Annotated in this window: 21 protein-coding genes; 9 read left to right on the top strand and 12 right to left on the bottom strand. The window is 68.4% G+C overall.

Features of this window, described 5'->3' with window-relative positions:
* The first annotated feature begins 5 nt into the window (after window positions 1-5).
* The gene (locus tag E0H73_RS30040) at window positions 6-608 is read left to right on the top strand and encodes a CGNR zinc finger domain-containing protein (protein WP_202867622.1); all 603 of its coding nucleotides are present in this window, start codon (window positions 6-8) and stop codon (window positions 606-608) included.
* Window positions 605-1540, top strand: coding sequence for a pyridoxamine 5'-phosphate oxidase family protein (locus E0H73_RS30035; protein ID WP_131361959.1), 936 nt, complete (start codon window positions 605-607; stop codon window positions 1538-1540). The genes E0H73_RS30040 and E0H73_RS30035 overlap by 4 nt, the downstream gene beginning before the upstream one ends.
* Here E0H73_RS30035 and E0H73_RS30030 read toward each other — a convergent pair.
* The gene (locus E0H73_RS30030) at window positions 1521-2168 is read right to left on the bottom strand and encodes a FadR/GntR family transcriptional regulator (protein WP_238164373.1); all 648 of its coding nucleotides are present in this window, start codon (window positions 2166-2168) and stop codon (window positions 1521-1523) included. The genes E0H73_RS30035 and E0H73_RS30030 overlap by 20 nt on opposite strands.
* Window positions 2169-2253: 85 nt before the next feature.
* On the opposite strand from E0H73_RS30030, the gene E0H73_RS30025 reads away from it, so the two are divergent.
* Window positions 2254-3441, top strand: coding sequence for a CynX/NimT family MFS transporter (locus tag E0H73_RS30025; protein WP_131361957.1), 1188 nt, complete (start codon window positions 2254-2256; stop codon window positions 3439-3441).
* A 144-nt stretch (window positions 3442-3585) separates the two neighbouring features.
* On the opposite strand, the gene E0H73_RS30020 is transcribed toward E0H73_RS30025, so the two are convergent.
* Entirely contained in the window at window positions 3586-6918 is a 3333-nt protein-coding gene (locus tag E0H73_RS30020) for a S8 family peptidase (protein WP_238164372.1), read from the bottom strand.
* A gap of 120 nt (window positions 6919-7038) precedes the next feature.
* On the bottom strand, window positions 7039-7620 hold the full coding sequence (locus tag E0H73_RS30015) for a TetR/AcrR family transcriptional regulator (protein WP_131361955.1): 582 nt from the start codon (window positions 7618-7620) through the stop codon (window positions 7039-7041).
* 98 nt (window positions 7621-7718) lie between these two features.
* Between E0H73_RS30015 and E0H73_RS30010 the strand changes: the two genes are divergently transcribed.
* The gene (locus tag E0H73_RS30010) at window positions 7719-8114 is read left to right on the top strand and encodes a RidA family protein (RefSeq protein ID WP_131361954.1); all 396 of its coding nucleotides are present in this window, start codon (window positions 7719-7721) and stop codon (window positions 8112-8114) included.
* Here the strand turns inward: E0H73_RS30010 and E0H73_RS30005 are convergent.
* The gene (locus E0H73_RS30005) at window positions 8111-8704 is read right to left on the bottom strand and encodes a TetR/AcrR family transcriptional regulator (protein ID WP_131361953.1); all 594 of its coding nucleotides are present in this window, start codon (window positions 8702-8704) and stop codon (window positions 8111-8113) included. The genes E0H73_RS30010 and E0H73_RS30005 overlap by 4 nt on opposite strands.
* A 51-nt stretch (window positions 8705-8755) precedes the next feature.
* On the opposite strand from E0H73_RS30005, the gene pdhA reads away from it, so the two are divergent.
* The 3 genes from pdhA to E0H73_RS29990 are packed head-to-tail and all read left to right on the top strand — an operon-like array spanning window position 8756 to window position 11996.
* A complete protein-coding gene (gene pdhA / locus E0H73_RS30000; protein WP_202867621.1) occupies window positions 8756-9778 on the top strand; it encodes a pyruvate dehydrogenase (acetyl-transferring) E1 component subunit alpha in 1023 nt (340 codons plus the stop codon).
* Window positions 9775-10770, top strand: a complete 996-nt coding sequence (locus E0H73_RS29995; protein ID WP_131361951.1) for an alpha-ketoacid dehydrogenase subunit beta — start codon at window positions 9775-9777, stop codon at window positions 10768-10770. The genes pdhA and E0H73_RS29995 overlap by 4 nt, the downstream gene beginning before the upstream one ends.
* 11 nt (window positions 10771-10781) lie before the next feature.
* Window positions 10782-11996, top strand: coding sequence for a dihydrolipoamide acetyltransferase family protein (locus E0H73_RS29990; RefSeq protein WP_202867620.1), 1215 nt, complete (start codon window positions 10782-10784; stop codon window positions 11994-11996).
* A 175-nt stretch (window positions 11997-12171) separates the two neighbouring features.
* On the opposite strand, the gene E0H73_RS29985 is transcribed toward E0H73_RS29990, so the two are convergent.
* From E0H73_RS29985 to E0H73_RS29960, 6 genes are read right to left on the bottom strand one after another with little or no spacing between them, the layout of a single operon-like run.
* Complete coding sequence (locus E0H73_RS29985; protein WP_202867619.1) at window positions 12172-12648, bottom strand: GNAT family N-acetyltransferase; 477 nt, start codon at window positions 12646-12648, stop codon at window positions 12172-12174.
* Between the two features lie 4 nt (window positions 12649-12652).
* Window positions 12653-13660: a LacI family DNA-binding transcriptional regulator gene (locus tag E0H73_RS29980; protein WP_131361950.1), complete on the bottom strand. Its 1008-nt coding sequence runs from the start codon at window positions 13658-13660 to the stop codon at window positions 12653-12655.
* Between the two features lie 14 nt (window positions 13661-13674).
* The gene (locus E0H73_RS29975; protein WP_131361949.1) at window positions 13675-14499 is read right to left on the bottom strand and encodes a carbohydrate ABC transporter permease; all 825 of its coding nucleotides are present in this window, start codon (window positions 14497-14499) and stop codon (window positions 13675-13677) included.
* Entirely contained in the window at window positions 14496-15443 is a 948-nt protein-coding gene (locus E0H73_RS29970; protein WP_131361948.1) for a carbohydrate ABC transporter permease, read from the bottom strand. The genes E0H73_RS29975 and E0H73_RS29970 overlap by 4 nt, the downstream gene beginning before the upstream one ends.
* Window positions 15440-16705: an extracellular solute-binding protein gene (locus E0H73_RS29965; RefSeq protein WP_131361947.1), complete on the bottom strand. Its 1266-nt coding sequence runs from the start codon at window positions 16703-16705 to the stop codon at window positions 15440-15442. Before E0H73_RS29965 ends, E0H73_RS29970 begins: the two co-directional genes overlap by 4 nt.
* Window position 16706: 1 nt before the next feature.
* Entirely contained in the window at window positions 16707-18182 is a 1476-nt protein-coding gene (locus tag E0H73_RS29960) for a sulfatase-like hydrolase/transferase (RefSeq protein ID WP_131361946.1), read from the bottom strand.
* A gap of 163 nt (window positions 18183-18345) precedes the next feature.
* Here E0H73_RS29960 and E0H73_RS29955 point away from each other — a divergent pair, with 163 nt between their 5' ends.
* On the top strand, window positions 18346-19581 hold the full coding sequence (locus E0H73_RS29955; RefSeq protein WP_238164371.1) for an MFS transporter: 1236 nt from the start codon (window positions 18346-18348) through the stop codon (window positions 19579-19581).
* Here the strand turns inward: E0H73_RS29955 and E0H73_RS29950 are convergent.
* Entirely contained in the window at window positions 19564-20565 is a 1002-nt protein-coding gene (locus E0H73_RS29950; protein ID WP_131361945.1) for an aldo/keto reductase, read from the bottom strand. The two genes, E0H73_RS29955 and E0H73_RS29950, sit on opposite strands and share 18 nt — an antisense overlap.
* A 33-nt stretch (window positions 20566-20598) precedes the next feature.
* Window positions 20599-21600: a zinc-dependent alcohol dehydrogenase family protein gene (locus E0H73_RS29945; protein WP_131361944.1), complete on the bottom strand. Its 1002-nt coding sequence runs from the start codon at window positions 21598-21600 to the stop codon at window positions 20599-20601.
* A 67-nt stretch (window positions 21601-21667) separates the two neighbouring features.
* Between E0H73_RS29945 and E0H73_RS29940 the strand changes: the two genes are divergently transcribed.
* The gene (locus tag E0H73_RS29940; RefSeq protein WP_131361943.1) at window positions 21668-21985 is read left to right on the top strand and encodes an ArsR/SmtB family transcription factor; all 318 of its coding nucleotides are present in this window, start codon (window positions 21668-21670) and stop codon (window positions 21983-21985) included.
* Window positions 21986-21993: the final 8 nt, after the last annotated feature.

Genomic DNA, 21993 nt, shown 5'->3' with positions numbered 1-21993 from the left:
ACAGCATGTCCGTTATGCCGACGATCGATGCGATGCAGGATGCCGGGTTCCCGATGGGTGGGGAGCCGCTCGCGGCGCTGGATCTCGTGGATACGGCGATCCTGGTCGTCGACCCGCCACGCGACCTGCTCTCGGAGCGGCCCGACGCCTGGTGGGACCTGCAATCGGACCGGCTTCCGGCCGGCCCCCGCCCACCCGAGGCCGCGGTGCTGCGTCTTCGGTCCGCGATGCGTGACCTCTTCGACGCTCACCTCGAAGGCCGCGCGCCGCAGGCGACCTCGGTAGCCGACGTCAACGCGTACGCCGCGGCGGTCCCGACGAGCACGCAGCTCAAGCTGGGGCCTGACGGACCGGTGGCCGAGACCCGCTGGCACACCGAGCTCGGCGGGAACGCGATCCTCGCCGCACTCGCCCAAGAGGCGATCGAGCTGCTGTCGGATCCCGATCGGCTGGCGACGCTGCGGCGGTGCGCGTCGTCGTCGTGCTCGATGCTGTTCCTGGCGGAGAACAAGCGCCGGATCTGGTGCTCGAGCGCCGGCTGCGGGAACCGCGCCCGCGCGGCGCGGCACTACCACAAGACCCACCGGGGATCCGGAGACGCACGATGACCGCCGCACCGAACACACCGAGCATCGCCGGGGCCCGAGGCTCCGCGGCCAGCCAGACCACCGGATTCCACGAGGGCGAACTCGCGGTACAAACGCGGGCGGGACTGCGGGACGCGGCATCGCGTCTGGAAGGCATGCTCGCACCGGTGTCGCTGACGGGCGGCCGGGCCGCGATCTTGGGGTTGCAGTCCTTCGCGGTCCTCGTCGCGCGCGACGAGCAGCACCGGCTGTGGGCCTCCCCGTTGGTCGGCCAGCCAGGGTTTCTCGCGGGTCATGGCCAACTGTTGCTGGTGAAGACCAAGCCCGCGCGGGCGGACGCGTTGCACAACCTTGCGCCGGACCAGGCAGCCGGCGTACTGGCGATCGATCTCGAGCGCCGCCGGCGCGTCAGAGTCAACGGCTGGATCACCGACGTCGCCGAGAACGGTCTCACCCTCGATGTCCGCGAGGCGTTCGGCAACTGCCCGTCGTACATCCAGCCGCGACAGATCACGTCAGGGCCCGCGCGTCCGGCGAGCCCAGCGCACTCAGGGCTGACAGCGGGCGGCGAACTGACGGACGAGGCGCGCCGGATCATCACGACCGCGGACACATTCTTCCTGGGGACGGAGCATCCCGACCGCGGAGCGGACGCCTCGCACAAGGGCGGCTCCCCCGGATTCGTCCAGGTCGACGGTGCGGACGTGATCTGGCCCGACTACGCGGGCAACAACATGTTCAACAGCATGGGGAACCTCGCCGTCGATCCGACGGCTGCCCTGCTGTTCATCGACTTCGACAGCGGCAACGTACTGCAACTCACCGGGAGAGCAACTCTGGAGTGGGACCCTAGCGATGCCCCGGGCAACGACTTCGCCACTGGTCGGTCGGTCCGTTTCCACACGACCGCCGGTGCGCTGTGGCCGTCCGCCATCACCCAGCAGATTGCTTGACCGATTCGATCAGCGCGTACGACGTCTTGGCAGCAGCCTCCGGATCGCCGTCGCGGATCGCCGCCAGCAACGAATAGTGCGCATCGCGGACCTTGGTGTTCTCGGGAATCGTGGCGGTCTGATGGATCGAATCGGTCAGCACCTCTGCAAGAGCGTCGTACAGACGGAGCAGGAGCGGATTGCCGCTGGCCTCGACCACACCTCGATGAAAGCTGGCATCCGCAGCAACGTAGCCAGCCAGATCGCCGGCTTCGTGCGCGCCGCTGCGCGCCTCGAGTGCCGCGTCCAGCCCGTCGACTCCATCGGACTGCTGGGCAGCCAGCCGCGCGGCCGCGGCCTCGATGCCGGCCCGCGCATCGAGGACATGCGTCAGCGACGCCTCGTCGCGGACAAGAACACCACTGATCTCATTCGTCGCGCGGACATACGTGCCGTCGCCGACCCGCGGCTCCAACAGACCGGTCAGACTCAACGACCGCAACGCCTCGCGGACAGTTCCCCGGCTGACTCCCAGGTCGCCGGCGAGCTGGTTCTCGCCGGGAATCCGGCTCCCCACCGGCCACGTGCCGGACTCGATCAGCCCCCGGAACTGCTCCGAGACCTGCAGCACCAGCGGCACCTGACGCACCGGTCCACTCAATGACACCGCGACGACCTCCGTTCTCCACCCAGGTTACAGTGTAAATGTAGGACATCTAGTCAGGGGTGAGGATGTGTTGAAACCGCCGGCCGAGCCCCCGTCCGGACGACGGGCCGCCCTGCTGACCGCGACCGTCTTCCTGGTGGCTCTGTGCCTGCGACCGGCGCTGACCGCGCTCGGCCCGGTGCTGCCGCAGATCGGTGCCGACGAGCAACTCGGGGAGGGAGCGCTCGGCCTGCTCGGCACGCTGCCGCTGATCGCCTTCGGGCTGGCCTCGCCTCTCATCCATCGGCTGTCGCGGCGCCACGGGATGGAGCGGGCCGTGTTCGTCTCGCTGCTCGTCCTCGCCGTCGCCAGCGTCGCCCGGTCCTACACCGGCCTGCCCGGACTGTGGCTCGGCACGATCGTGGTCGGTGCAGCGATTGCGGTTGGCAACGTCCTGGTCCCCGTCATCCTCAAGCGTGACTACGCGGGCAACGTGTCCCGCGCGACCGGGGTATACACGGCTTTCATCACCGGCGGCGCCGCGATTGCTTCGGTGACGGCAGTGCCGATCGCGGACGCGGCCGACTGGCGGCTCGCGCTGGCGATCTGGGGAGGTCTTGCCGCGATCGTCGCGGTGATCTGGCTGCCGAGGCAGTCCGCGTCAGTGCCGATGCCGCCACCGGACCCCGACGACGGCGCTCCCCCGGTCAGCGTCTGGCGGCAGCCGATGGCCTGGCTGATCACGGCGTTCATGGGCCTGCAGTCGACGAGCTTCTACCTTCTCGTCAACTGGTTGCCCACCATCGAGATCTCGACCGGCGTCTCTGAGCGGACCGCCGGCGTACATCTGTTTCTGTTCCAGTGCTTCGGCCTCGTCGGCGGCCTGACGATTCCCCGGCTGCTGAAGCATCCGACAGATCAACGAGCCGGCACGATCACCGCCAGCGTTCCGATCCTCGTTGCCCTGCTCGGAATCCTGCTCGCGCCAGGTCTGGTCGTCCTCTGGGTCGTCATCGCCGGGCTTGGCCAGGGCGCCGCCCTCGTCGCCGCGCTCACCCTCATCAGCATCCGCGGCCGCAGCCACCACGAGGCGACCCAGTTGTCCGGTATGGCGCAGGCCGTCGGCTATCTCCTCGCGGCCACCGGCCCCGTCATCGCCGGCTCCCTCACCGAACTCACCGGCAACTGGGACGCGACGCTCACCCTGTTCGCGGCCCTGGCCGCCGTACAGATCGTGATCGGCATCATCGTCGGCCGCGACACCCGGACAGCGTGACGCCCGGACAGCGTGACGCCCGTACGGCGCGACACCCGGACAGCGTGACGCCCGTACTGCGCGACGCCCGTACTGCGGGACGGTCGTACTGCGTGACGGGCTCGAAGGCCCGGGGTCGCGCGCCCGGGCCTTCGAGTCCGTCGGTCAGCGCACGGGTACCAGATCGAGCACGGTCTGGTCGACCGAGTTGCCGGCCTTGTCCGTGATCGCGGCCCGGACGGACAACGTGTGCCCGGGCAGCAGCGACCACGGGGCGACGATCGTCCGGTAGCCGTCCTTGGTACGGACCAACGGCGCCGGCGTCCAGCGCTTACCGCGGTCCGACGAGATCCACAGCCGGGCCGACTTGACCGGTGCGGTCGCCGCACGCTCCTGCGATCCGACCCGCAGGTCGAAGACCATCGGCCGCCAGGCCGGCGCACTGCCGTCCAGCGCAACGTACGGGTCGTAGTCCAGCCTCAGCATCGACGGCCGGACCGGGTTCGCCCACTCCGCCGGTGGCGTGGCCGTGAACTCCCAGATGGTCTTCGCCTCCGTGGAGGTCGAGAAGTGGTCCGTCTTCCAGCTGTGCTCGAGCCGGTAGCGCGCCGTACCACTGGGGACCTGGAAGAAGCCCGACGTGTTCTTCTGCTCGCCGAGCTTGACGCCGTTGCGATAGAGCGCGAGCCGCACGTCGTCGATCAGCGCGGTGTCGACAATCCCCAGGTGGCCGGGGTCGGCCAGTCCGACCTGGATGTTGAAGTCCCCGTTGAAGATCTCGCCGATGTTCAGCTGCGGATGCATCGCCGTACCGAAGACCGAGCGTGCCTTCTCGCCGGCCTTGTAGGTCCGCACCGGATTGTCACAGACACCGGCGATACCGGTGGCCGGTGAATCCAGACACTGCCACCATTCGACGCCCGGGCCGGCGGACAGCATCTCCACGCGGTGGGAGGGCGTCTCGACGGTCCGCCACGTTCCTCCACCGAAGCCGGTCACCGCGCTTCCGACCCCACGACCGACGCCGGCTGTACCGCCTCCCCAGACGCTGCCGAACGTGGTGTCGACCCGAGCCATGGCGCGGACGGCCTTGCGGTCCAGGTTCTTCGCCAACGGCACGGTGAACCGGTTCGCGCTCTGGTAGACCTGGTACAGGTCCGCTGCGGTGTGGTCGACCTTCTTCGTCGACTGCAACTGCCAGCGAGTGACGGCTTCGACGATGCCTTCCTTGGGCGCGCCGGTGGGTTGCACATAGACCTTCCCGGCGGCGATCTCCTCGATGGTGGGGAAGAACTCCTCCGCCTGCCACTTCGCCGGATCCGACCCGCGCAGGGCGGTGACCGCGCCCTCGGTCGGCTTGGTCGGCTGCCCGTCGACCACGGGCACGTTCAGGCGCACCGCCTTCCGGGCGTCCAGCGTGAAGTCGGTGTCCTTCGCGACCGTGAAGTCCGTACCGCCGGTCATCGCGACGGTGTCGCCGGTGGTCACGAAGGTCCACATGCTCCACTCACCGGGCGAGATCCGTCGGGTACTACGGCCCTGGTCGTCGAGCAGGAACTGCATGAAGTCGCCGTTGCTGCCGTTGAACGCGTTGACCCACCCGCCGGACACGGCCTTGCCGTCGCGGTCGAGCACCCCGACCGACACGTCGTACGCCGGCGGCTCGTCGTAGGCGTTCAGGGCCAGGCGGAGGAGTTCCTTGCCGTCGGCTCCGAGCAGGTCGACCGCCCCCTGCCACATGGCGTCGGCGACAGCGGCCGGGTCCAGCGTGACGGTGAGGCTCGCCGTACCGCCGGCCGGAACCGTCAGCGTGGCCGGGGAGACGACGACGGCCGCGTCGGGTGCCGTCGTGGTGTTGCCCGACAGCACCTCGTGGTCGGCGGCCGTGACCGCCACCGGCTCGCTGCCCGGATTGGTCAGCGTGACTGTGCGAGTCTGTAGGGCGTCGTCGGGGTGACGGATCGCGCCGAAGTCGACGACGCCGACGTCAGCGGACAGGCCGTTCGAGGTCGCGGTGGCGAGGTTCAGCCGGCCGCTGCCGGACCACGAGGTGTACGTACCGGTGTCGTCCACCGCGCTGCTCAAGCGCGCCTTGACCTGCTGCCAGGTCAGTTCGGGGTGCTGCTGGAGCAGGAGAGCCGCGGATCCGGTCACCTGCGGTGTCGCCATGGACGTACCGGAGTACGCGATGTACAGGTCACCGTCACGAGCGCCGGCCCGAGCACCCAGGATGTCCACACCCGGTGCGGACACCTCCGGCTTCTGCACGTACGACCAGGTCGGACCCTCGCTCGAGAACTGCGCCTTGTGGTCGGTGCCGTCGACGGCACCGACGGTGAGCGCGGACGCGGCGGTCCCCGGCGACTCGATCGAGAACGGCGTGGGGAGGAAGGACCCGCTGTTGCCGGCGGCAATGACGAACAGCGCGCCGGACTTCTCGGTCAGCCGGTTGACCGCGTCGGCCATGAGGTCGTCGCCGAACTGCGGCGCGCGGCCACCGAGGCTGAGGTTCACCACGTCCGGGTGCTGGTCGGCCGCCCACTCCATCCCGGCGATGACGCCGGACTCGGTGCCCTCGTTGGCGGCGTTGATGACCTTGCTGGAGACCAGTTCGACGCCAGGCGCGACCCCCTGCCGGGCGCCGTCCGATCCCGCGCCGTTCCCGGCGACCAGCGACGCCACGTGGGTCCCGTGGCCGAGGTCGTCCTGGGTGCCCTCGCCGGTGAAGTCGGCGGTGGCCGTTACCTTCCCGGACAGGGCCGGGTGGCCCGAATCGATCCCCGAGTCCACGATCGCGACCTTGACGCCACGCCCGTCGAGTCCGCGGTCCCAGGCGGCAGGTGCCTTGATCTGGTCCAGGTAGCCGTCCCGCGGCGCGGCCTCGACCGCGGTCGCCGACTCGCCGTGCACGGCCGCGTCGAGCCAGATCTTGTCCGGCCGCGCCGCCCTGGTCGTGGTGAGCGATGCACCGAACGTCGTCGTCCGAGACTTCTGGATCCGGCCGGCGGTCGCGTCCACGCTCGCCAGTTCGCGGGTCGCGGTGAACCCGTTGCTCGCCATCGTGCGTTCACCAGCACCCTGGCGCACGATCACCGGCAGGTCCGCGCGGTGCGCGTCGTCGTACTTCATCTCGACCAGACCGCTCACGTCGAACAGCGCAGGATCGAGTACGTCGGGCACCAGGGTCGCGACGTCATGCGGAACGACGCTGATCCGGCCGTGGTCGTTGCGGACGGAGAACCCGTTGGTCCCGCTCTGTCCGTCGCGAGACCGGACGTCGACACGCGGCGTCCCGTTCTTGTCCGGGGTCAGGGTGACGCGGTCACCGGTCAGCAGCGTGACGGTGGCTGGGCCGGTCAGCACCGGGGCGGCTGGTGCGGCTCCGGGCGGCGGCGGTTTGGCAGCGGACGCGAGGCCCGGGACGGTCACCGCGGACAGCAGCAGCGCGCCGGTGAGCAGCAGCGCCGTCCGGGTCGGAAGTGGTTTCGACAAGGCCACAGGGGCTCCATCCTTGCTCCAGGCACCGATCTGGTGCGTCCTGATGCACCTGTCGTATCCGATCCGTCACCACCCCGGCCACGGACCACCGTGACAAGTCCCGGACATGACGGAAACCGGTCAAGCCGTCGGACGGCCCGGTTGAGCGTCGATCCAGGCGCGGAGGCGGCGGGAGTGGCGGGCCATCAGGTCGGGCTGGGCGAGGGTGGAGGCGAGGACGGCGGCGCCTTCGTAGGCGGCGACCAGGTCGATGGCCAGGTCGCGGGCATCGCGGCGTACCAATTGCTGGAACTGGCGCTCGGCCCAGTTGATGAGGAGCCCCATCAGGTGGGTGGCGAGGGGGTTCGTGCCGTCGGGGCGCTTGGAGAGCTCGGTGGCCAAGGTGCCGTAGGGACAACCGTAGAGAGCGGTCTCATCGGCCCGGTCGGCGAGCATGTCGACGAGCGCCTTGAGTCGCGTCTTCGGCGTGCGGTGACGGGCCTCCAACTCGGCGAGTGTCGCTTCCAGTTGCTCCGCGCGGGCCTGGACGACGGCGCCGACGATGTCTTCCTTCGTCTTGAAGTAGTAGTACACGTTCCCCAGCGGTACGTCGGCCGCCTCCGCGATGTGCGCCAGCGTCGTCGGCGCGACTCCCTGGCGGTACACCATCTCCGCCGCGGCCGCCACCAACCGCTCTCTTTTGCCCGGTCGCGTCTGGCTCATGGTCCCGAGTATAAGAAACTGTCGGAGGCGAGTTCTAGGTTAGTTACCTAACTAACTCGCCGGTCCACGAAGGGCCGGTTCGATCGAAGGGGACCACCATGCAACGCACCGCCGTCAACCCGTGGAACTGGTCCGTCGGCCTCGGCTTCGACCAGGCCCAACTCGTCGAGAACCGCCACCGTGAGCTCATTTGCAGCGCCCAGGACTCCGTCGACGCCAACGGCAACGCACAGCATCCGGGCGACATGGCCGCCCAGCTCCGACTCGCGCTCGACAACCTCGAAGCGGTCCTGGCCGGTGCTGATATGACCGTGGCCAACGTGGTCCGGCTCAACATCTACACCACCGACGTCGGCGAGCTACTCCAGCAGTTCGGCGTCCTCGCCGAGCGGTTCGGCGGCACCCCCGACCGCTTCGCCAGCACCGTCCTGGGCGTCGCGGCCCTCGCCGGCCCGGACCTCCTGGTCGCTCTGGAAGCTACGGCGATGGACTAGCGCGCGAGGTCCAGGAGTTCCAGTACGCCGTTGACGTGAGCCTCGGCCTGGGCCCGTGAGGGCGGAGCATCCAGGCCGAGGAGGCGGCGCCGGTGCGGTTCGCCGAGGAGGAGGGCGAAGAGCTCCTCGGGGCACGGGACGAGGTCACTCAAGCCGTCGATGTAGCGCTGCGGGCCGGCCGCGTAGAAGCCGGTGGCGAGGTCCGGGAACTGGTGCGCTTCGGCGATCACCATCCGGTGCAGGCCGATGGCGACGTCCGAGTGCAGGGTGATCACGAGCCGGACGGCCAGCGCCTCGAGGGCGTCCGCACCAGGCGTCTGTTGGTCGACCGGCCCGGTCTCCGGCAGGACCTCGCGGTTCAACCGGGCGACCGCGGCGATGAAGACCTCGGTCTTGTCGCCGACGTAGCCGTAGATCGTGCGCTTGGTGACCTTCGCCTCCGTCGCCAGCCGGTCCAGCGAGACACCGCCGTACCCGTACTGGAGGAACAACCGGACCGCCGCGTCCAGGATCTCCTCCCGCCGCTGCTCGCGTTCGGACTCGGTCGGTCGTCCACGTTTGCGCGGACCGCCGTCGGCAGCTCTGGTCATGGCACTATCCTCCTTCATGACAGAATGACACGATCTAGTATCATTATCCTCGTGAGGAGAGCCGACACGATGTCCGCACCGCCCGACCTGCCGGGCCACTACCGGCAGATGCTGCTGATCCGGCGCTTCGAGGAGCGCGCCGCCCGGGCCTACACCGAAGCCAAGATCGGCGGTTACTGCCACCTGAACCTCGGCGAGGAGGCAACGGTCGTCGGGTTGATGAGTGCCCTCGACCCGAGCGACTACGTCTTCACGAACTACCGCGAGCACGGGTACGCGATCGCGCGCGGCATCGACCCCGGCCGTGTCATGGCCGAGCTCTACGGCCGGACCGATGGGGTGTCCAAGGGCTGGGGCGGCTCCATGCACCTGTTCGATGCCCAGGCCCGACTGCTCGGCGGGTACGGCATTGTCGGCGGCCAGCTGCCGCTGGCAACCGGAGCGGCGCTGGCGATCGCGTACCGCGGCGGGCCGGAGGTGGTGATGTGCCACCTGGGCGACGGTACGACGAACATCGGCGCCTTCCACGAATCGCTCAACCTGGCCGCGCTCTGGAAACTCCCCATCGTGTTCGCGGTGGTGAACAACCAGCTCGGTATGGGCACCACCGTCGAGATGTCTTCGGCCGAGCCCGAGTTGCACAAGCGCGCCACGGCGTACCGGATGTACGGCGAACGCGTCGACGGCAACGATGTGGTCGCCGTACAGGATGCCGCCGTACGTGCGGTCGCGATGGCGCGTGAAGGGCGGCCGGTGCTGTTGGAAGCTGTCAGTGGGCGGCTGCGTGGGCATTCGGTGGTCGATCCGGCGGCGTACCGCTCGAAGGAAGAAGTGGCTGAGCTCAGGGCCGCCGATCCCGTGCTCGCGTTGGGCGACCAGCTTCGGTTGAGCGCTGAGGAGCTGGAAGAGTTGGAGCAGTCTGTTGCGGAGGAGGTCGGTGCGGCGGTCGCGTTCGCGGATGCCAGTGCGCCACCGGATGTGAAGACATTGTTCGACTACAACTACGCGACGCCGGTGCCGAACGATCTCGAGCGACTGCCGGGGCAGCCTCTCTTCGCGGTGGCCGGCGCATGACCGTGATGTCCTACCGGCAGGCGATCAACGAGACGCTGCGTGCCGAGATGCAACGCGACGACCGGGTGTTCCTGATCGGCGAGGAGATCGGTGTCTTCGAGGGGTCGTACAAGATCACCGCGGGGTTGCTCGCGGAGTTCGGCGAACGGCGCGTGCGGGACACACCGATCTCCGAGGAAGGGTTCACCGGGGCCGCGATCGGTGCGGCGATGCTCGGGCTCCGGCCTGTGGTCGAGTTGATGACGATCAACTTCTCGCTGCTTGCGCTCGATCAGATCGTCAACCATGCGGCGAAGATCCACGGCATGTTCGGGGGCCAGCGCAGCGTGCCGATGGTGATCCGGACGCCTGGTGGTGGGGGTCAGCAGCTCGGTGCCACGCACTCGCAGAACGTTGAGCTGTACTACGCCTTCGTGCCGGGGCTGAAGGTGGTTGCCCCTAGCAACCCGGCGGACGCCAAGGCGTTGTTGCTCGCGGCGATCCGGGACGACGATCCGGTGCTGTTTCTGGAGAATCTCTCGCTGTACAACACGAAGGGCGACGTACCGGACGACGACGTACCGGCCGAGATCGGGCGTGCGGCGGTGACCAGGGCCGGTAGTGACATCACGGTGATCGGCTACTCGCGGATGGCGTCGCTTGGGTTGGCCGTGGCGGAGGAATTGGCTGCTCGGGAGGGGTTCGATGCCGAGGTCATCGATCTGCGCAGTCTGCGTCCGCTAGACCGGGAGACGATTGTGCGGTCGGTTCGCAAGACGCACGCGGCGGTGGTGTTGGAGGACGACTGGCTGACGTACGGGATTGGCGCGGAGATCGCGGCAACGGTGTCGGACGGTGCGTTCGACCAGCTTGACGCACCGGTACGCCGGGTTGCGATGGCCGAAGTACCGCTTCCGTATGCCAAGAGCCTGGAGAGCGCTGCCTTGCCGTCGGCGGGCGACGTCGAGACGGCGATCAGACAGACCCTGGCCGCAGTCGGCCGGCTGCGCTGAGAGGAGACAGGATGAGCACGATTCTGATGCCACGGTTGTCGGACACGATGGAGACCGGCGTCGTCGTCACCTGGCACAAGCAGACCGGTGAAATGGTCGAGGCCGGCGAGATCCTGGCCGACATCGAGACCGACAAGGCCGTGATGGAGTACGAGGCGTACGAGTCCGGCGTACTCGGCCGAATCCTCGTAGCCGAAGGCGAAGAAGCCGCGATCGGCCAACCAATAGCAGTCATAAGCGAAGAAGACGACGCGGCCGCACCGGACGAGGCGGCGGCGTCGCAGGCGCCGACGCCTACACCGCTCGCGCAGGCAGCAGCCCCGCCGTCCCCTGTCGCGGTGACGGCTTCGGGGGCTGCGATGGAGCGTATGCCTGCTTCTCCTTTGGCTCGGCGGGATGCGGTGGAGCTCGGGGTGGATCTGACGCAGGTTGCCGGGACCGGGCCTGGTGGGCGGATCATCCGCGCGGATGTCCGCGCCGCCGCCCAAGCAATGCCCGCTGAGCCGGAGACAACCGTCACCCAGGCACAGAACGACGGCGAGGAGATGCCGCTCAGCCTGCTGCGCAGGACGAGCGGGAAGCGGCTGGCCGACAGCGCCCGGACCGCACCGCACTTCTACCTGACCGCGAGCGCCGATCTCGAGAACCTCGTCGACCTGCGGTTCGAGATCAACGCACAGCTCACGGAGGCCGGACGGCAGAAGGTCAGCATCAACGACCTCGTCATCCGCGCCTGCGCACTGACCCTCCGCCGGCACCCGGACGTCAACTCGTCCCTGTCCGGCGACAACGTCCTACGCCACCACGACATCAACCTCGGCGTAGCAGTCGCGATCGACGACGGACTCCTGGTCCCCGTCATTCGCAACGCCGACCACAAGTCGGTCGGCGTCATCGCCGAGGAGTCCGCGGCCCTCGCCGTACGCGCAAGAGAGCGCCAGCTGACCACCGACGAGATGGCGGGCGGCACCTTCACAATCAGCAACCTCGGGATGTACGGCGTCGAGCAGTTCACCGCTATCATCAACCCCCCACAAGCCGCGATCCTTGCCGTCGGCGTCTCCCGCCGCGAGGCCGTCGTCCTCGACGACGGATCCCTGGCCGCCCGCACCCGAATGCGCTACACCCTCTCCGCCGACCACCGAATCCTCAACGGCGCCGACGGAGCCCGCTTCCTCGCCGACCTGACCCACCTCCTGGAGCACCCCTGGCTGATCATCGCCTGACCCCGCCGCCCCGAGCTAAACCCGCGGCGGATTCTCAGAGCCGACGCCTCGATCGGCTCACCTATCTCACCCAGATCGCCGGAAACAAATCGCCGCCAGGTGACGAAAATGTTCCGGAAAGCGGAGGTGAGCCTGCCGGAGCGGGTGGTGGGTGGTGCCTTCCTCCTGCCGACCCCTAGCCCCGGTTGAGGATGTATTCGGTGAGGGTCGGGTGGGGTGGGAATGTGGTGCGGGTCTGGCGGCCGGTGGGGTGCCAGCCGAGCTTCTCGTAGAAGCGGCGGGCTCGGGTGTTCTCGGTGAAGACCCGCAGCCGCAGAGTCTCGAGCGTCGACGGGAAGGTGGCGAGCAGAGCGTCGTGCAGGTACGTCGCCAGCCCCGAGCCCCACGTATCGACAGCGGTGCCGAAGTGGAAGAGCTCGTCATCCCGGCGGGCCGCGAATCCGGTGATCCGATCGTTCTGATCACACGAGACGTAGACCGCGATCGACGGATCGGCCAGCTCGACCGCCCACCGGTCCAGGACGTCGGCGCGCGGAAACGGATACGTCTCCTGCGGGAAGATGTGCCCCAGTCCTTCCACAGCCCCGCGCTCCTGCAACTCCACCAACTCGGGCAGGTCGGACTCCTGCGCCTCCCGGAAGACCCAATCCATACGGTTATTGTCCCGGGCCGATGCCGGCGGTGCTTTCGCGGACGACCAACGTGAACGGCGCTTGCAGGCGGGCCGGTTCTTGACCCGGCTTCTGGTCGCGGAGCGCCTGCAACGACAAGCGGGCAATCGCGACCCGGTCCGGCGCGACCGTGGTCAGCGTCGGGAGGGTGGCGAGGTCGTACGGAATGTCGTCGAACCCGACGACAGCCACCTGCTGCGGCACCTTCAGACCACGCAGCACCAGAGCCCGGATCGCGCCCATCGCCAACCAGTCGGTGCCCGCGAAGATCGCGTCCGGAGCGGGGTTGCCGGCGTCCAGCCAGCGGCCGAGAGTCAGCTCGGCGTCCTCACCGCGAACGCCTCCGGCCGGAAGCACGATGTCCTCGTCGACGCCGATCCCCGCCGCCACCAAGGCATCGCGATAACCGTTGATCCGATCGTCCGCGACCCCAGGACCCGGCGCCAGCGCCATCACTCGCCGCCGGCCGAGCGACAGCAGATGCTCGGTCGCCGCCCGCCCGGCCTCGCGGTTGTCGATCCCGACATGGTCGGCCAGGTGGTCCTCCCCGGCCTTCTCACCCAGCAGCACCAGCGGCAGCGCGGGATCACGCCGCTGCACATCCTCCGGACTGAGGTTCAGCGGGCTCATGATGATCCCGTCGAGACGGGCGGGATGCCGGTCCGTGAGCAGACCCAACTCGGCCTCTCGCCGGCCACCGGTCTGGTGGAACTGCACGATCCAGCCGAAGGTTTCCGCCTCGTCCAGCATCCGCGCCGCGAGCGAGGCGAAGTACGGGCGATCAAGCTGGGGAACCGCGAACGCGATCACCCCGCTGCGGCCCTGGGCCAGGTTCCGGGCCGCGATGTTCGGCCGGTAGCCGAGCTTGTCGATCGCGGCGAGGACCCGCAACCGGGTCGCCTCGCGGACGTGTTCCGACCCGTTGACGACGTTCGACACCGTCTTCATCGACACGCCGGCCGCCTCGGCGACGTCGATCAAACGAGGCCTCATGGGTGGTAAGGATGTCACTTCAACCCGGTGTGTGCCATTCCGGCCAGGATCCGCCGCTGGAACACCACGAACACCACCACGACCGGAACCAGCGTGACCACACTCATCGCGAACAGCGCTCCCCACTCCGAGCTGCCGGTGGAGTCGAGGAACCCGCGCAAGGCCACCGGGACCGTCAGTTTCGTCCGCGTCGACAGGTAGATCAGCTGGCTGAAGAAGTTGTTCCAGGTCCAGATGAAGGAGAAGATCGCGGTCGTCACCAGCGCCGGGGTCAGCAGCGGCAGGATGATCCGCCGGTAGATCCCCCACGCCCCGCACCCGTCGATCCGCGCGGCGTCGTCCAGCTCGACCGGGATCGACCGGATGAACTGCACCATCAGGAACACGAAGAACGCGTCGGTGGCCAGGAAGCTCGGCACGATCATCGGCCAGAACGTGTCGATCCAGTTGAGGTTGCGGAAGATCGAGTACTGCGCGATCAGCGTGACGTGACCGGGCAGCATGATCGTGGCCAGCATGAGCGCGAACAGCGTCTTGCGCCCGATGAACTTGAGCCGGGCGAAGGCGTACGCCGTGAGCGAGCAGGTCAGCACGTTCCCGATCACGACCGCGGTGCAGATGATCAGCGAGTTGGCGATGTACACCCCGAAGTTGACGCCGGTCGAGTGCCAGCCCAGCGCATAGTTGCCCAGGGTCGGATGCTCGGGCACCAAGCCGGCATCCTTGAAGATCTCGGTGTTCGGCCGAAATGACGCGGTGATCATCCACAACAGCGGATACAGCATGATCAGCGCACCGGCGGTCAGCCCGACGTGCGCGAAGACGCGGCGAGTTCTCATCGGCGGACCCCTTCGTCTCCGTAGAACACCCAGGTGCGGCCGAGCACGAAGTTCAGGCCGGTGAACACCGCGATGATCAGCAGCAGGACCCAGGCCATCGCGGCGGCGTACCCCATCCGGAAGTTGCCGAACGCCTGCTGGTACAGGTACAGCGTGTAGAACAGCGTCGAATCCGACGGCCCGCCCTTGCCGCCGCTGATGATGTACGCCGGGGTGAACGCCTGGAACGCACCGATGATCTGCAGCACCAGGTTGAAGAACACAACCGGCGAGAGCAGCGGCAGTGTGACCCGCCAGAACCGCTGCCACTTGTTCGCGCCGTCCATCTCGGCCGCTTCCATCACGTCGTCCGGGATCTGCCGCAGCCCGGCCAGGAAGATGACCATCGGAGCGCCGAACTGCCACACCCGCAGCACGATCAGCGTCCACAGCGCCGTACCCGGCTCGGAGATCCAGCCATGTCCCTGGATGCCGAACAGGCCGAGGACGTGGTTGAGCAGACCGTCACTGCCGAAGATCTGCTGCCAGAGCAGGGCGATCGCGACACTGCCACCGAGCAGACTCGGCACGTAGTACAGAGCGCGATAGACCGCGAGACCACGCAAACCACGGTTGAGCAGTACGGCGATCGCGAGGGCGAAGGTCATCTCCAGCGGCACCGACACCGCGACGTACAGGAACGTCACGCGCAGCGAATGCAGGTAGCGGGCGTCGTGGAACAGCGCCGTGTAGTTGTGCAGTCCGGTCCAGGCCGGGGTGTTGAACAGCGCATAGTCGGTGAACGAGTAGTACAGCGACAACACCATCGGGCCGACGGTCAGGCCGAGGACGCCGATCAGCCAGGGCAACAGGAACAGGTACCCCGGGACGCTCTGGCGGAGACGGGTTCCGAACGAGTCGGCAGCGGACCGCGATGTGGGTGGCGACAAGCGTCGTCGGCTCACTGGCCCAGCGTCTTCCCCGCCAGCTCGACGAACTCGGTCGCGCCGGAGGCCGGGGTGGCCTTGCCGAAGCCGATGTTCTCGGCGATGCGCCCGAAGCCGGTGAGGAGTTCGCCGTACCCCTTCGGCCAGGGTTGCGGCGACGGACCGACCTTGCCGGCGATGTCCTCGACGTACGCGATCGCGCGCGCACCGGCGGAGTCGGCCTCGGCCGAGACCACGTCGCGCGCCTTCTTCGACGGCGGTACGCCGAGCAGGATGCCGATGGTCTTGATCGCCGTCTCGTCGTTGAGCAGGAACCCGATCAGCTTCGCCGCGTCCTCGGGGTGCTTGCTCGCGGCCGAAATGCACCACAGGTCGAGGGCCTTGATGAACTGGCCCTTGAGGTCGCCGGCCGTGTCCTGAGGCACCGGCAGCACAGTCAACGGGCTCTTGACCAGCGGTTGATAGAAGGTGACCTGCTGCACCCAGCCGAACTGCAGCGGCGCCTTCCCGGTCGCCACCAGGGACTTCTCGATCGCGGTGGTCTCGCCGCTGACGTTCTGCGACGGCGCGGCCTTGGCCGTCCGCAGATCCGCCCAGTACTGGAACCACTCCTGGATCGTGTCCTTGCTGGTCGTCAGCTTCGCACCGTCGTCGGAGAACATCTCGGTCCCGTGCTGACGGGCGAACACCTCGAACAACTGGAAGTTGCCGGCCTGGTCGCTGGACCCGAAGGTGCCCTGCACCGATCCCGAGTAGTCCTTGGCGAACTCGGCGAACGCGTCCCACGTCCACCCCTGTTCGGGGACGGTGCCGCCGGCCTTCTTCACAGCGGCCTCGTCGACGTACATGGCGTAGCTGATCGAGCTCTGCCCGATGCCGAAGTTCTTGCCGTCCGCGGTGCCGCTGCCGGCCACGTCCGGGTCCAGCGCGGACGTGTCGATGCCCAGTGAGCCCAGGTCCTTGAGGGCACCGCGACCGGCGTAGTCGCTGAAGTAGCTCATCGACATCCGCAGTACGTCGGGCGCGTTGTTGCCGGAGGTCTGCGTGGCCAGCTTGTCCCAGTAGTCGTCGAACGGCGCGCTCTCCGGGGCGAACTCGGCACCACCGTTGGACTTCCACGCGTCCAGTGCCTTGTTGATCGCCTTGGTCACCGGGTCAGGCCCGTACCACGCGACCCGCATCGGCCCCGACTTCGCGGAGCAACCGGGCAGCATGGTGGCGGCGGCCGTGGCGGCACCGAGACCCAGCAGGGTACGGCGGCTGAAGGTGGACGGATTCATGTCAGTTCTCCCTGCTCGTTGGCGTGGTGGGGGCCCAGCGCCAGTTGTGTTCAAGGCGAAGCGGGACGTAGACGCCGGTCGGCAGGTCGTCGGTGAGTCGTGCCTGCCAGCGGGCGAGTTGGTGCAGCAGCCGGGCGCGGACGGCCAGGTGGCGTTCGCTGTCGAAGAGGTTGTCCAGCTCGGCCGGATCGGCGTCGAGGTCGTACAGCTCGCCGGCGAGATCCGCGTGGACGATGAGCTTCCACTGGCCGCTGCGCAGCATGCGCGCCGCTCCGGACTGGGTGACCGTGTTGAGTTCGTCGAACGTCGGGCCGTCGTACGAGAAGTGCAGTGGCGGTCGATCGGTGACGTCGCGGGCGCGTCCGCCGAAGCCCTGCTCGGCGATGATGCTGCCGAACTCCGCCTCCGGTGCCCCCTCGCCGTGGGCGAGTGGCAGCAGACTCCGGCCCTGGACGCCCTCGGGCAGAGGCTGACCGACCGCCTCACAGATGGTCGGCAGAATGTCGACAATCGACACAGGCTCGTCGCGGCGCTGGGTCGCGACGCCGTCCCCGGCGATGACCAACGGGATCCGCAGCAGGAATTCCGAGAGCCCAGCGCCCTTGCGCTGCAGGCCGTACTCGCCGACGTAGTCGCCGTGGTCGGCCAGCACGATCGTCAACCGCGGTCGCGTCCGCTTGGCGAGACCTTCGTGCAGGCGCTCGATCTGCTCGTCCAGGAGTCGCAGCATCCCGAGGTAGTTGGCGGCGTACCGGCGCCAGCCCGCGTCGTACCCGGGCCGCTTCTCCTCCTGCAGCCGACGCAACCACGCGTAGCTGCCACCTTTGACCTCGGCGCCTTCCGGGCCGGTGATCCGGTCCGGGACATCGTCGGGCGCGACCATCGAGAAGTAGGGCTCCGGCACCTGGTACGGGTTGTGCGGCTCGGGATACGACACCCAGAAGAGCCCCGGCTGGTCCGGATCGGCAGCGTCCACGGCGGCCAGTGCGTCAGTGGTGATCCGGTACGGCAGTTGGCAGCGCAGCTCGTACGGCGTGGGCTCCTCGGAGACACCGTGGTCGAGTCGCTCGAGCCACCCGTCGAAGGCTTGCTCCTGCTTGTCGCGCTCCGGACCGTGGGTGTGGAAGTAGGGGCCGTTGTACGTGTCGAAGTCGTCGGCACCCCGCGGCATGTGCGGCTTGCCCGCGAAGTGCAGTTGGTACTCCGCCGCCCGCAGTACGTCGAGGAGGTCGGCCTCGAACCTGGCATGCGCCGGCGTGCTGTTCTGCCGGACCTGGTGGGCGCTGGGGAAGCGTCCGGTCAGCAGGCTGGTACGGGCGGGCACGCAGGCGGGGGCCGAGGTGTAGGCCTGGGTGAAGTCGGTTCCGGCGGCCGCCAGCCGGTCGACGAAAGGCATGGTGTCGACCGGGTAGCCGCTCCGGCGGGTGAATCCGGCGCGTTGCTGGTCGGTCATCACGATGACGATGTCGGGACGCATTCCCTGGTCTCTCCTGGCGGTCGGGCGGCAATGTTGTACAGCGCTGTAATACAGCGCTGTAAAGATTGGCGTACGCCGGCTGCCCGCGTCAAGGGCCGACGCCGACGGCCACGATTCGGTAAGGAGGTTGCTTAACCGGTCGGCGCGATGGTCGACTAGGCGCGTGACGGCAACGGAAGGCCCGGCCTCGGGAGTGCAGCAGGATGCCGGGTTGTCGTACCGGACCCTGATCTGGCTGGCGGTAGCGACGTTCTCGATGGGGATCGACGGCTACGTGCTGGCCGGGTTGCTGCCCGCCATCGCCGGCGATCTGGAGGTGAGCGCGGCAGCCGCCGGGCAGCTGGTGTCGGTGTTCGCACTGACCTCGGCGCTCGCGGCCCCGGTGCTCGGGACGGTCACCAGCCGGTGGGAGCGACGTACGACGATCGCGCTGTCGCTGGCCGTGTTCGTGCTCGGCAACCTGGTCGTCGGGCTCGCGCCCAACTACGCGACCGCGCTCGGCGGCCGCGTGATGGCGGCGCTCGGTGGGGCGCTGCTCAACGCCGCGGTGACCGGGTACGTGATCGCGCTCGCGCCGCCGCAGCACCGCGGCAAGGCGCTGTCGTTCGTGCTCGGTGGCTGGATGACCGCGACCGCGCTCGGCGTACCGGTCGGCCTGGCGCTCGGCCAGACCAGCTGGCGGTTCCCGATGATCCTGGTCGCGGTGGTCGGCACGATCGCGTTGGCCGGGATCATGCTCAAGCTTCCGCGCTTGCACCTCCCGGCCGGGACCCTGGCCGAGCGCCTGCGTCCGCTCGGCCGGCCGCGGCTGTTGGCGGGTCTGCTCGTCACGACCGGCATCCTGTGCAGCAGCTACACCTGCTTCACCTACGCCACGCTGATCTTCGCGCCGACCTTCCGGCTCGACTGGATGATCATCGTGATCATGTTCGGGTACGGCGTGGCCAGCATGCTCGGCAACGCGGTCACCGGCCGGCTGACCGACCGCTTCACGCCGCTGCGCGTCCTGACCGTCGTACTGATCGGGCTGCTGCTGAACTCGGTGCTGGGGATGGTGACCTTCCTGGCCCTGCCGATCGCGGTGACCGCGGTCACCGGCCTGGTGTGGTTCTTCGCCGCGGGCGTCGGCAACGGCGGCGCCGCCGTACCTCAGCAGGCCCGTCTCGCGGCCCTCGCCCCGAACTCCGCCGCCATCGTGATGGCCTTGAACGGCAGCGCCATCTCGCTCGGTTCCGCCCTCGGCAGCGGGCTCGGCGGCGTCTCCTTGGCCGCCGGCACCTCGCCGTACGGCCTGCTCGGCATCGCGGCCGTCATCCTGACCGTCACCCTGGCGCTGCACCTGCTCGTGGCGAGGGCGTCGCGCCAGGATGACGTCGTGGTCTCAGCGGTTGAAGCCTGAGAGCAGGTTGTACGGGTAGACCGACGGCTTCTCGCTGACTTCGGTCAGTCGGGCGAGCTGCTCGGCGTCGAGCGACCAGCCGGCCGCACCGATGTTGTCGGTGTAGTGCTCGAGGGTGCGGGGACCGATGATCGGTGCGGTGACAGGCTCGGTCTGGATGAGCCAGCGCAGCGCGACCTGCGCGACGCTGCGACCGGTGTCCGCCGCGATGGCATGCAACGCGTCCAGGACGTTCCAGGTGCGGTCGTTGTCGTAGTAGTCCCAGGCCTCGTAGAGCCCCTGCTTGGCGGCCTCCGCAACCCGGGTCCCCTCCGGCGGCGCCTCCATGCCCCGGTGGAACCGGCCCGCCAGCCAGCCCGCGCGCAGCGGACTCCACGGCATCACACCAAGTCCCTCGTTGCGGCAGATGGCGAGCAACTCCCACTCGGCCTCGCGGTCGAGCAGGTTGTACAGCGGCTGCAATGCGCTGTACCCGTTGATCCCGGCCTGCTTCGCCACGTCCACAGCCTTCTGGAGCTGCCAACCGGTGACATTGCTGGCGCCCAGGTAGCGAACCTTGCCCGACGACACCAGTACGTCGAGCGTCGACAGCGTCTCCTCGATCGGCGTCGCCGTGTCCCACACGTGGGTGTAGTACAGGTCGATGTAGTCGGTGCCCAGCCGGCGCAGACTGGCGTCCACCCCGGCGAGGATGTGCTTGCGGCTGAGGCCGTCGTCGTTCGGGCCGTCACCCATGCTGCCGTAGACCTTGGTCGCGATCACCAGCGAGTCGCGGTCGCGGCCCTTCAGCCAGCGGCCGAGCACGGCCTCCGACTCACCGGCGTTGTACACGTCGGCGGTGTCGATGAACGTGCCACCGGCCTCGACGAACTCGTCCAGGATGCGCACGCTGGTCTGCTCGTCCGCCGGGCCGCCGAAGTGCATCGCCCCCAGGCACACCTCGCTGACCTTCAGGCCGGTCCGGCCCAGATTGCGGTACTCCATCGTCAAATCCCTTCGTTGCAGCAGCCGGATCCGCTATCCGTGATCGACGCTGACCACGATCTTGCCGACCTGGCTGTTGGACTCCATGTGCTCGTGGGCCTGAACGATCTGCTCCAGCGGGAACACTCGATCGACCACCGGGCGGAACGTGCCCGCGAGCAGGCCCGACGAAACAAAAGCTGTTGCCCGGAGCAACCGCTGTGGATCGCGGGTGATCTCGTGCACCGTATAGGTGCGCAGATTGAGCGCCGGCATGCCCAGCTCGAACCCCGGGTACGGCGTGGGTTGTCCGCTCTGGGCACCCCAGAGGAACAACGTACCGCCGGATGCCACCACGCGCGCCAGATTTACGACCCCCGGCCCGGCCACCGCGTCGAACACGTACTCCGCGCCGCGGCCCGCGGTCAGGTCGAGAACGCGACCGGCCACATCTTCCTCGTCCGAGACGATCACCTCGGCAGCGCCCTCGGCGAGCAGCCGCTGCCGCTTCGCGCGGGTCCGCGTGACGACCAACGGTGTGGCGCCGACGCGGTTCGCGGTCTGGATCGCCGCGAGGCCGACGCTGCTGGACGCCGCGTTCAGTACCACGGTCTCCCCCGCACGCAATCCGGCGATCTCGACCATCGCGCCGTACGCCGTGAGGTACGGCATCCAGACGGCCGCGCCCGCGATTGCATCGATGCCGTCAGGTCGATTCACCAATGCACTCGCGGGCACGATCGCCTGCTCGGCGTACACGCCGTAGTCGTTCTGCGAGAAGGCCGGTACGACGCTGACGGCCTGGCCGGGCGCGAATCCGGTGACGTCCGGGCCGATCGTCTCGATCACGCCCGCCGCCTCGGCGCCGAGCCGGGACGGGAACTGCTTCACCGGCTCGATGTACTGGTCCCGGCGGAACAGCACCTCGGCCCGGTTGATCCCGACCGCGTCCACCCGGACCCGCACCTCACCGGGACCCGGCTCGCCCGGATCGACGTCGTCCAGCCGCAGCACGTCCGGCCCGCCGGCCTGGTGGAACCGCACCGTCCTCGCCATGCCATCACCTCCCGCTAGGATAAGTTTGATCACCGTCAAACTTTGCGATGATCATACTATTGACCCCATGGGACGTATTCCGCAGCACCCGGAGGTCTCCGACTTCGACGTCCAGCGGGTGCTGGAAGCCCTGGTCGACCCGGTCCGGCGCAGCATCGTGACGCAACTCGACGCGCTCGGCGCGGACATCAAGTGCGGCGGCTTCGACCTGCCGGTCGGCAAGGCCACCGCGACCCACCACTTCGGGGTCCTGCGCGACGCCGGCGTGATCCGGCAGTACTACGTCGGCACCCTGCGGATGAACTCACTCCGCCGCGCCGACATGGACCAGGCCTTCCCCGGCCTGCTCGACGCGATCCTGGCTGCCCAGAAGCAGCCGGCCTGACCGGCTGA

Origin of the sequence: Kribbella pittospori (genome assembly GCF_004331465.1) — a bacterium.
In the GTDB taxonomy this organism is placed as follows: Bacteria; Actinomycetota; Actinomycetes; order Propionibacteriales; family Kribbellaceae; genus Kribbella; species Kribbella pittospori.
Note: the sequence above shows the minus strand (reverse complement) of the source record. Positions and strands in the feature narration are given on the sequence as shown.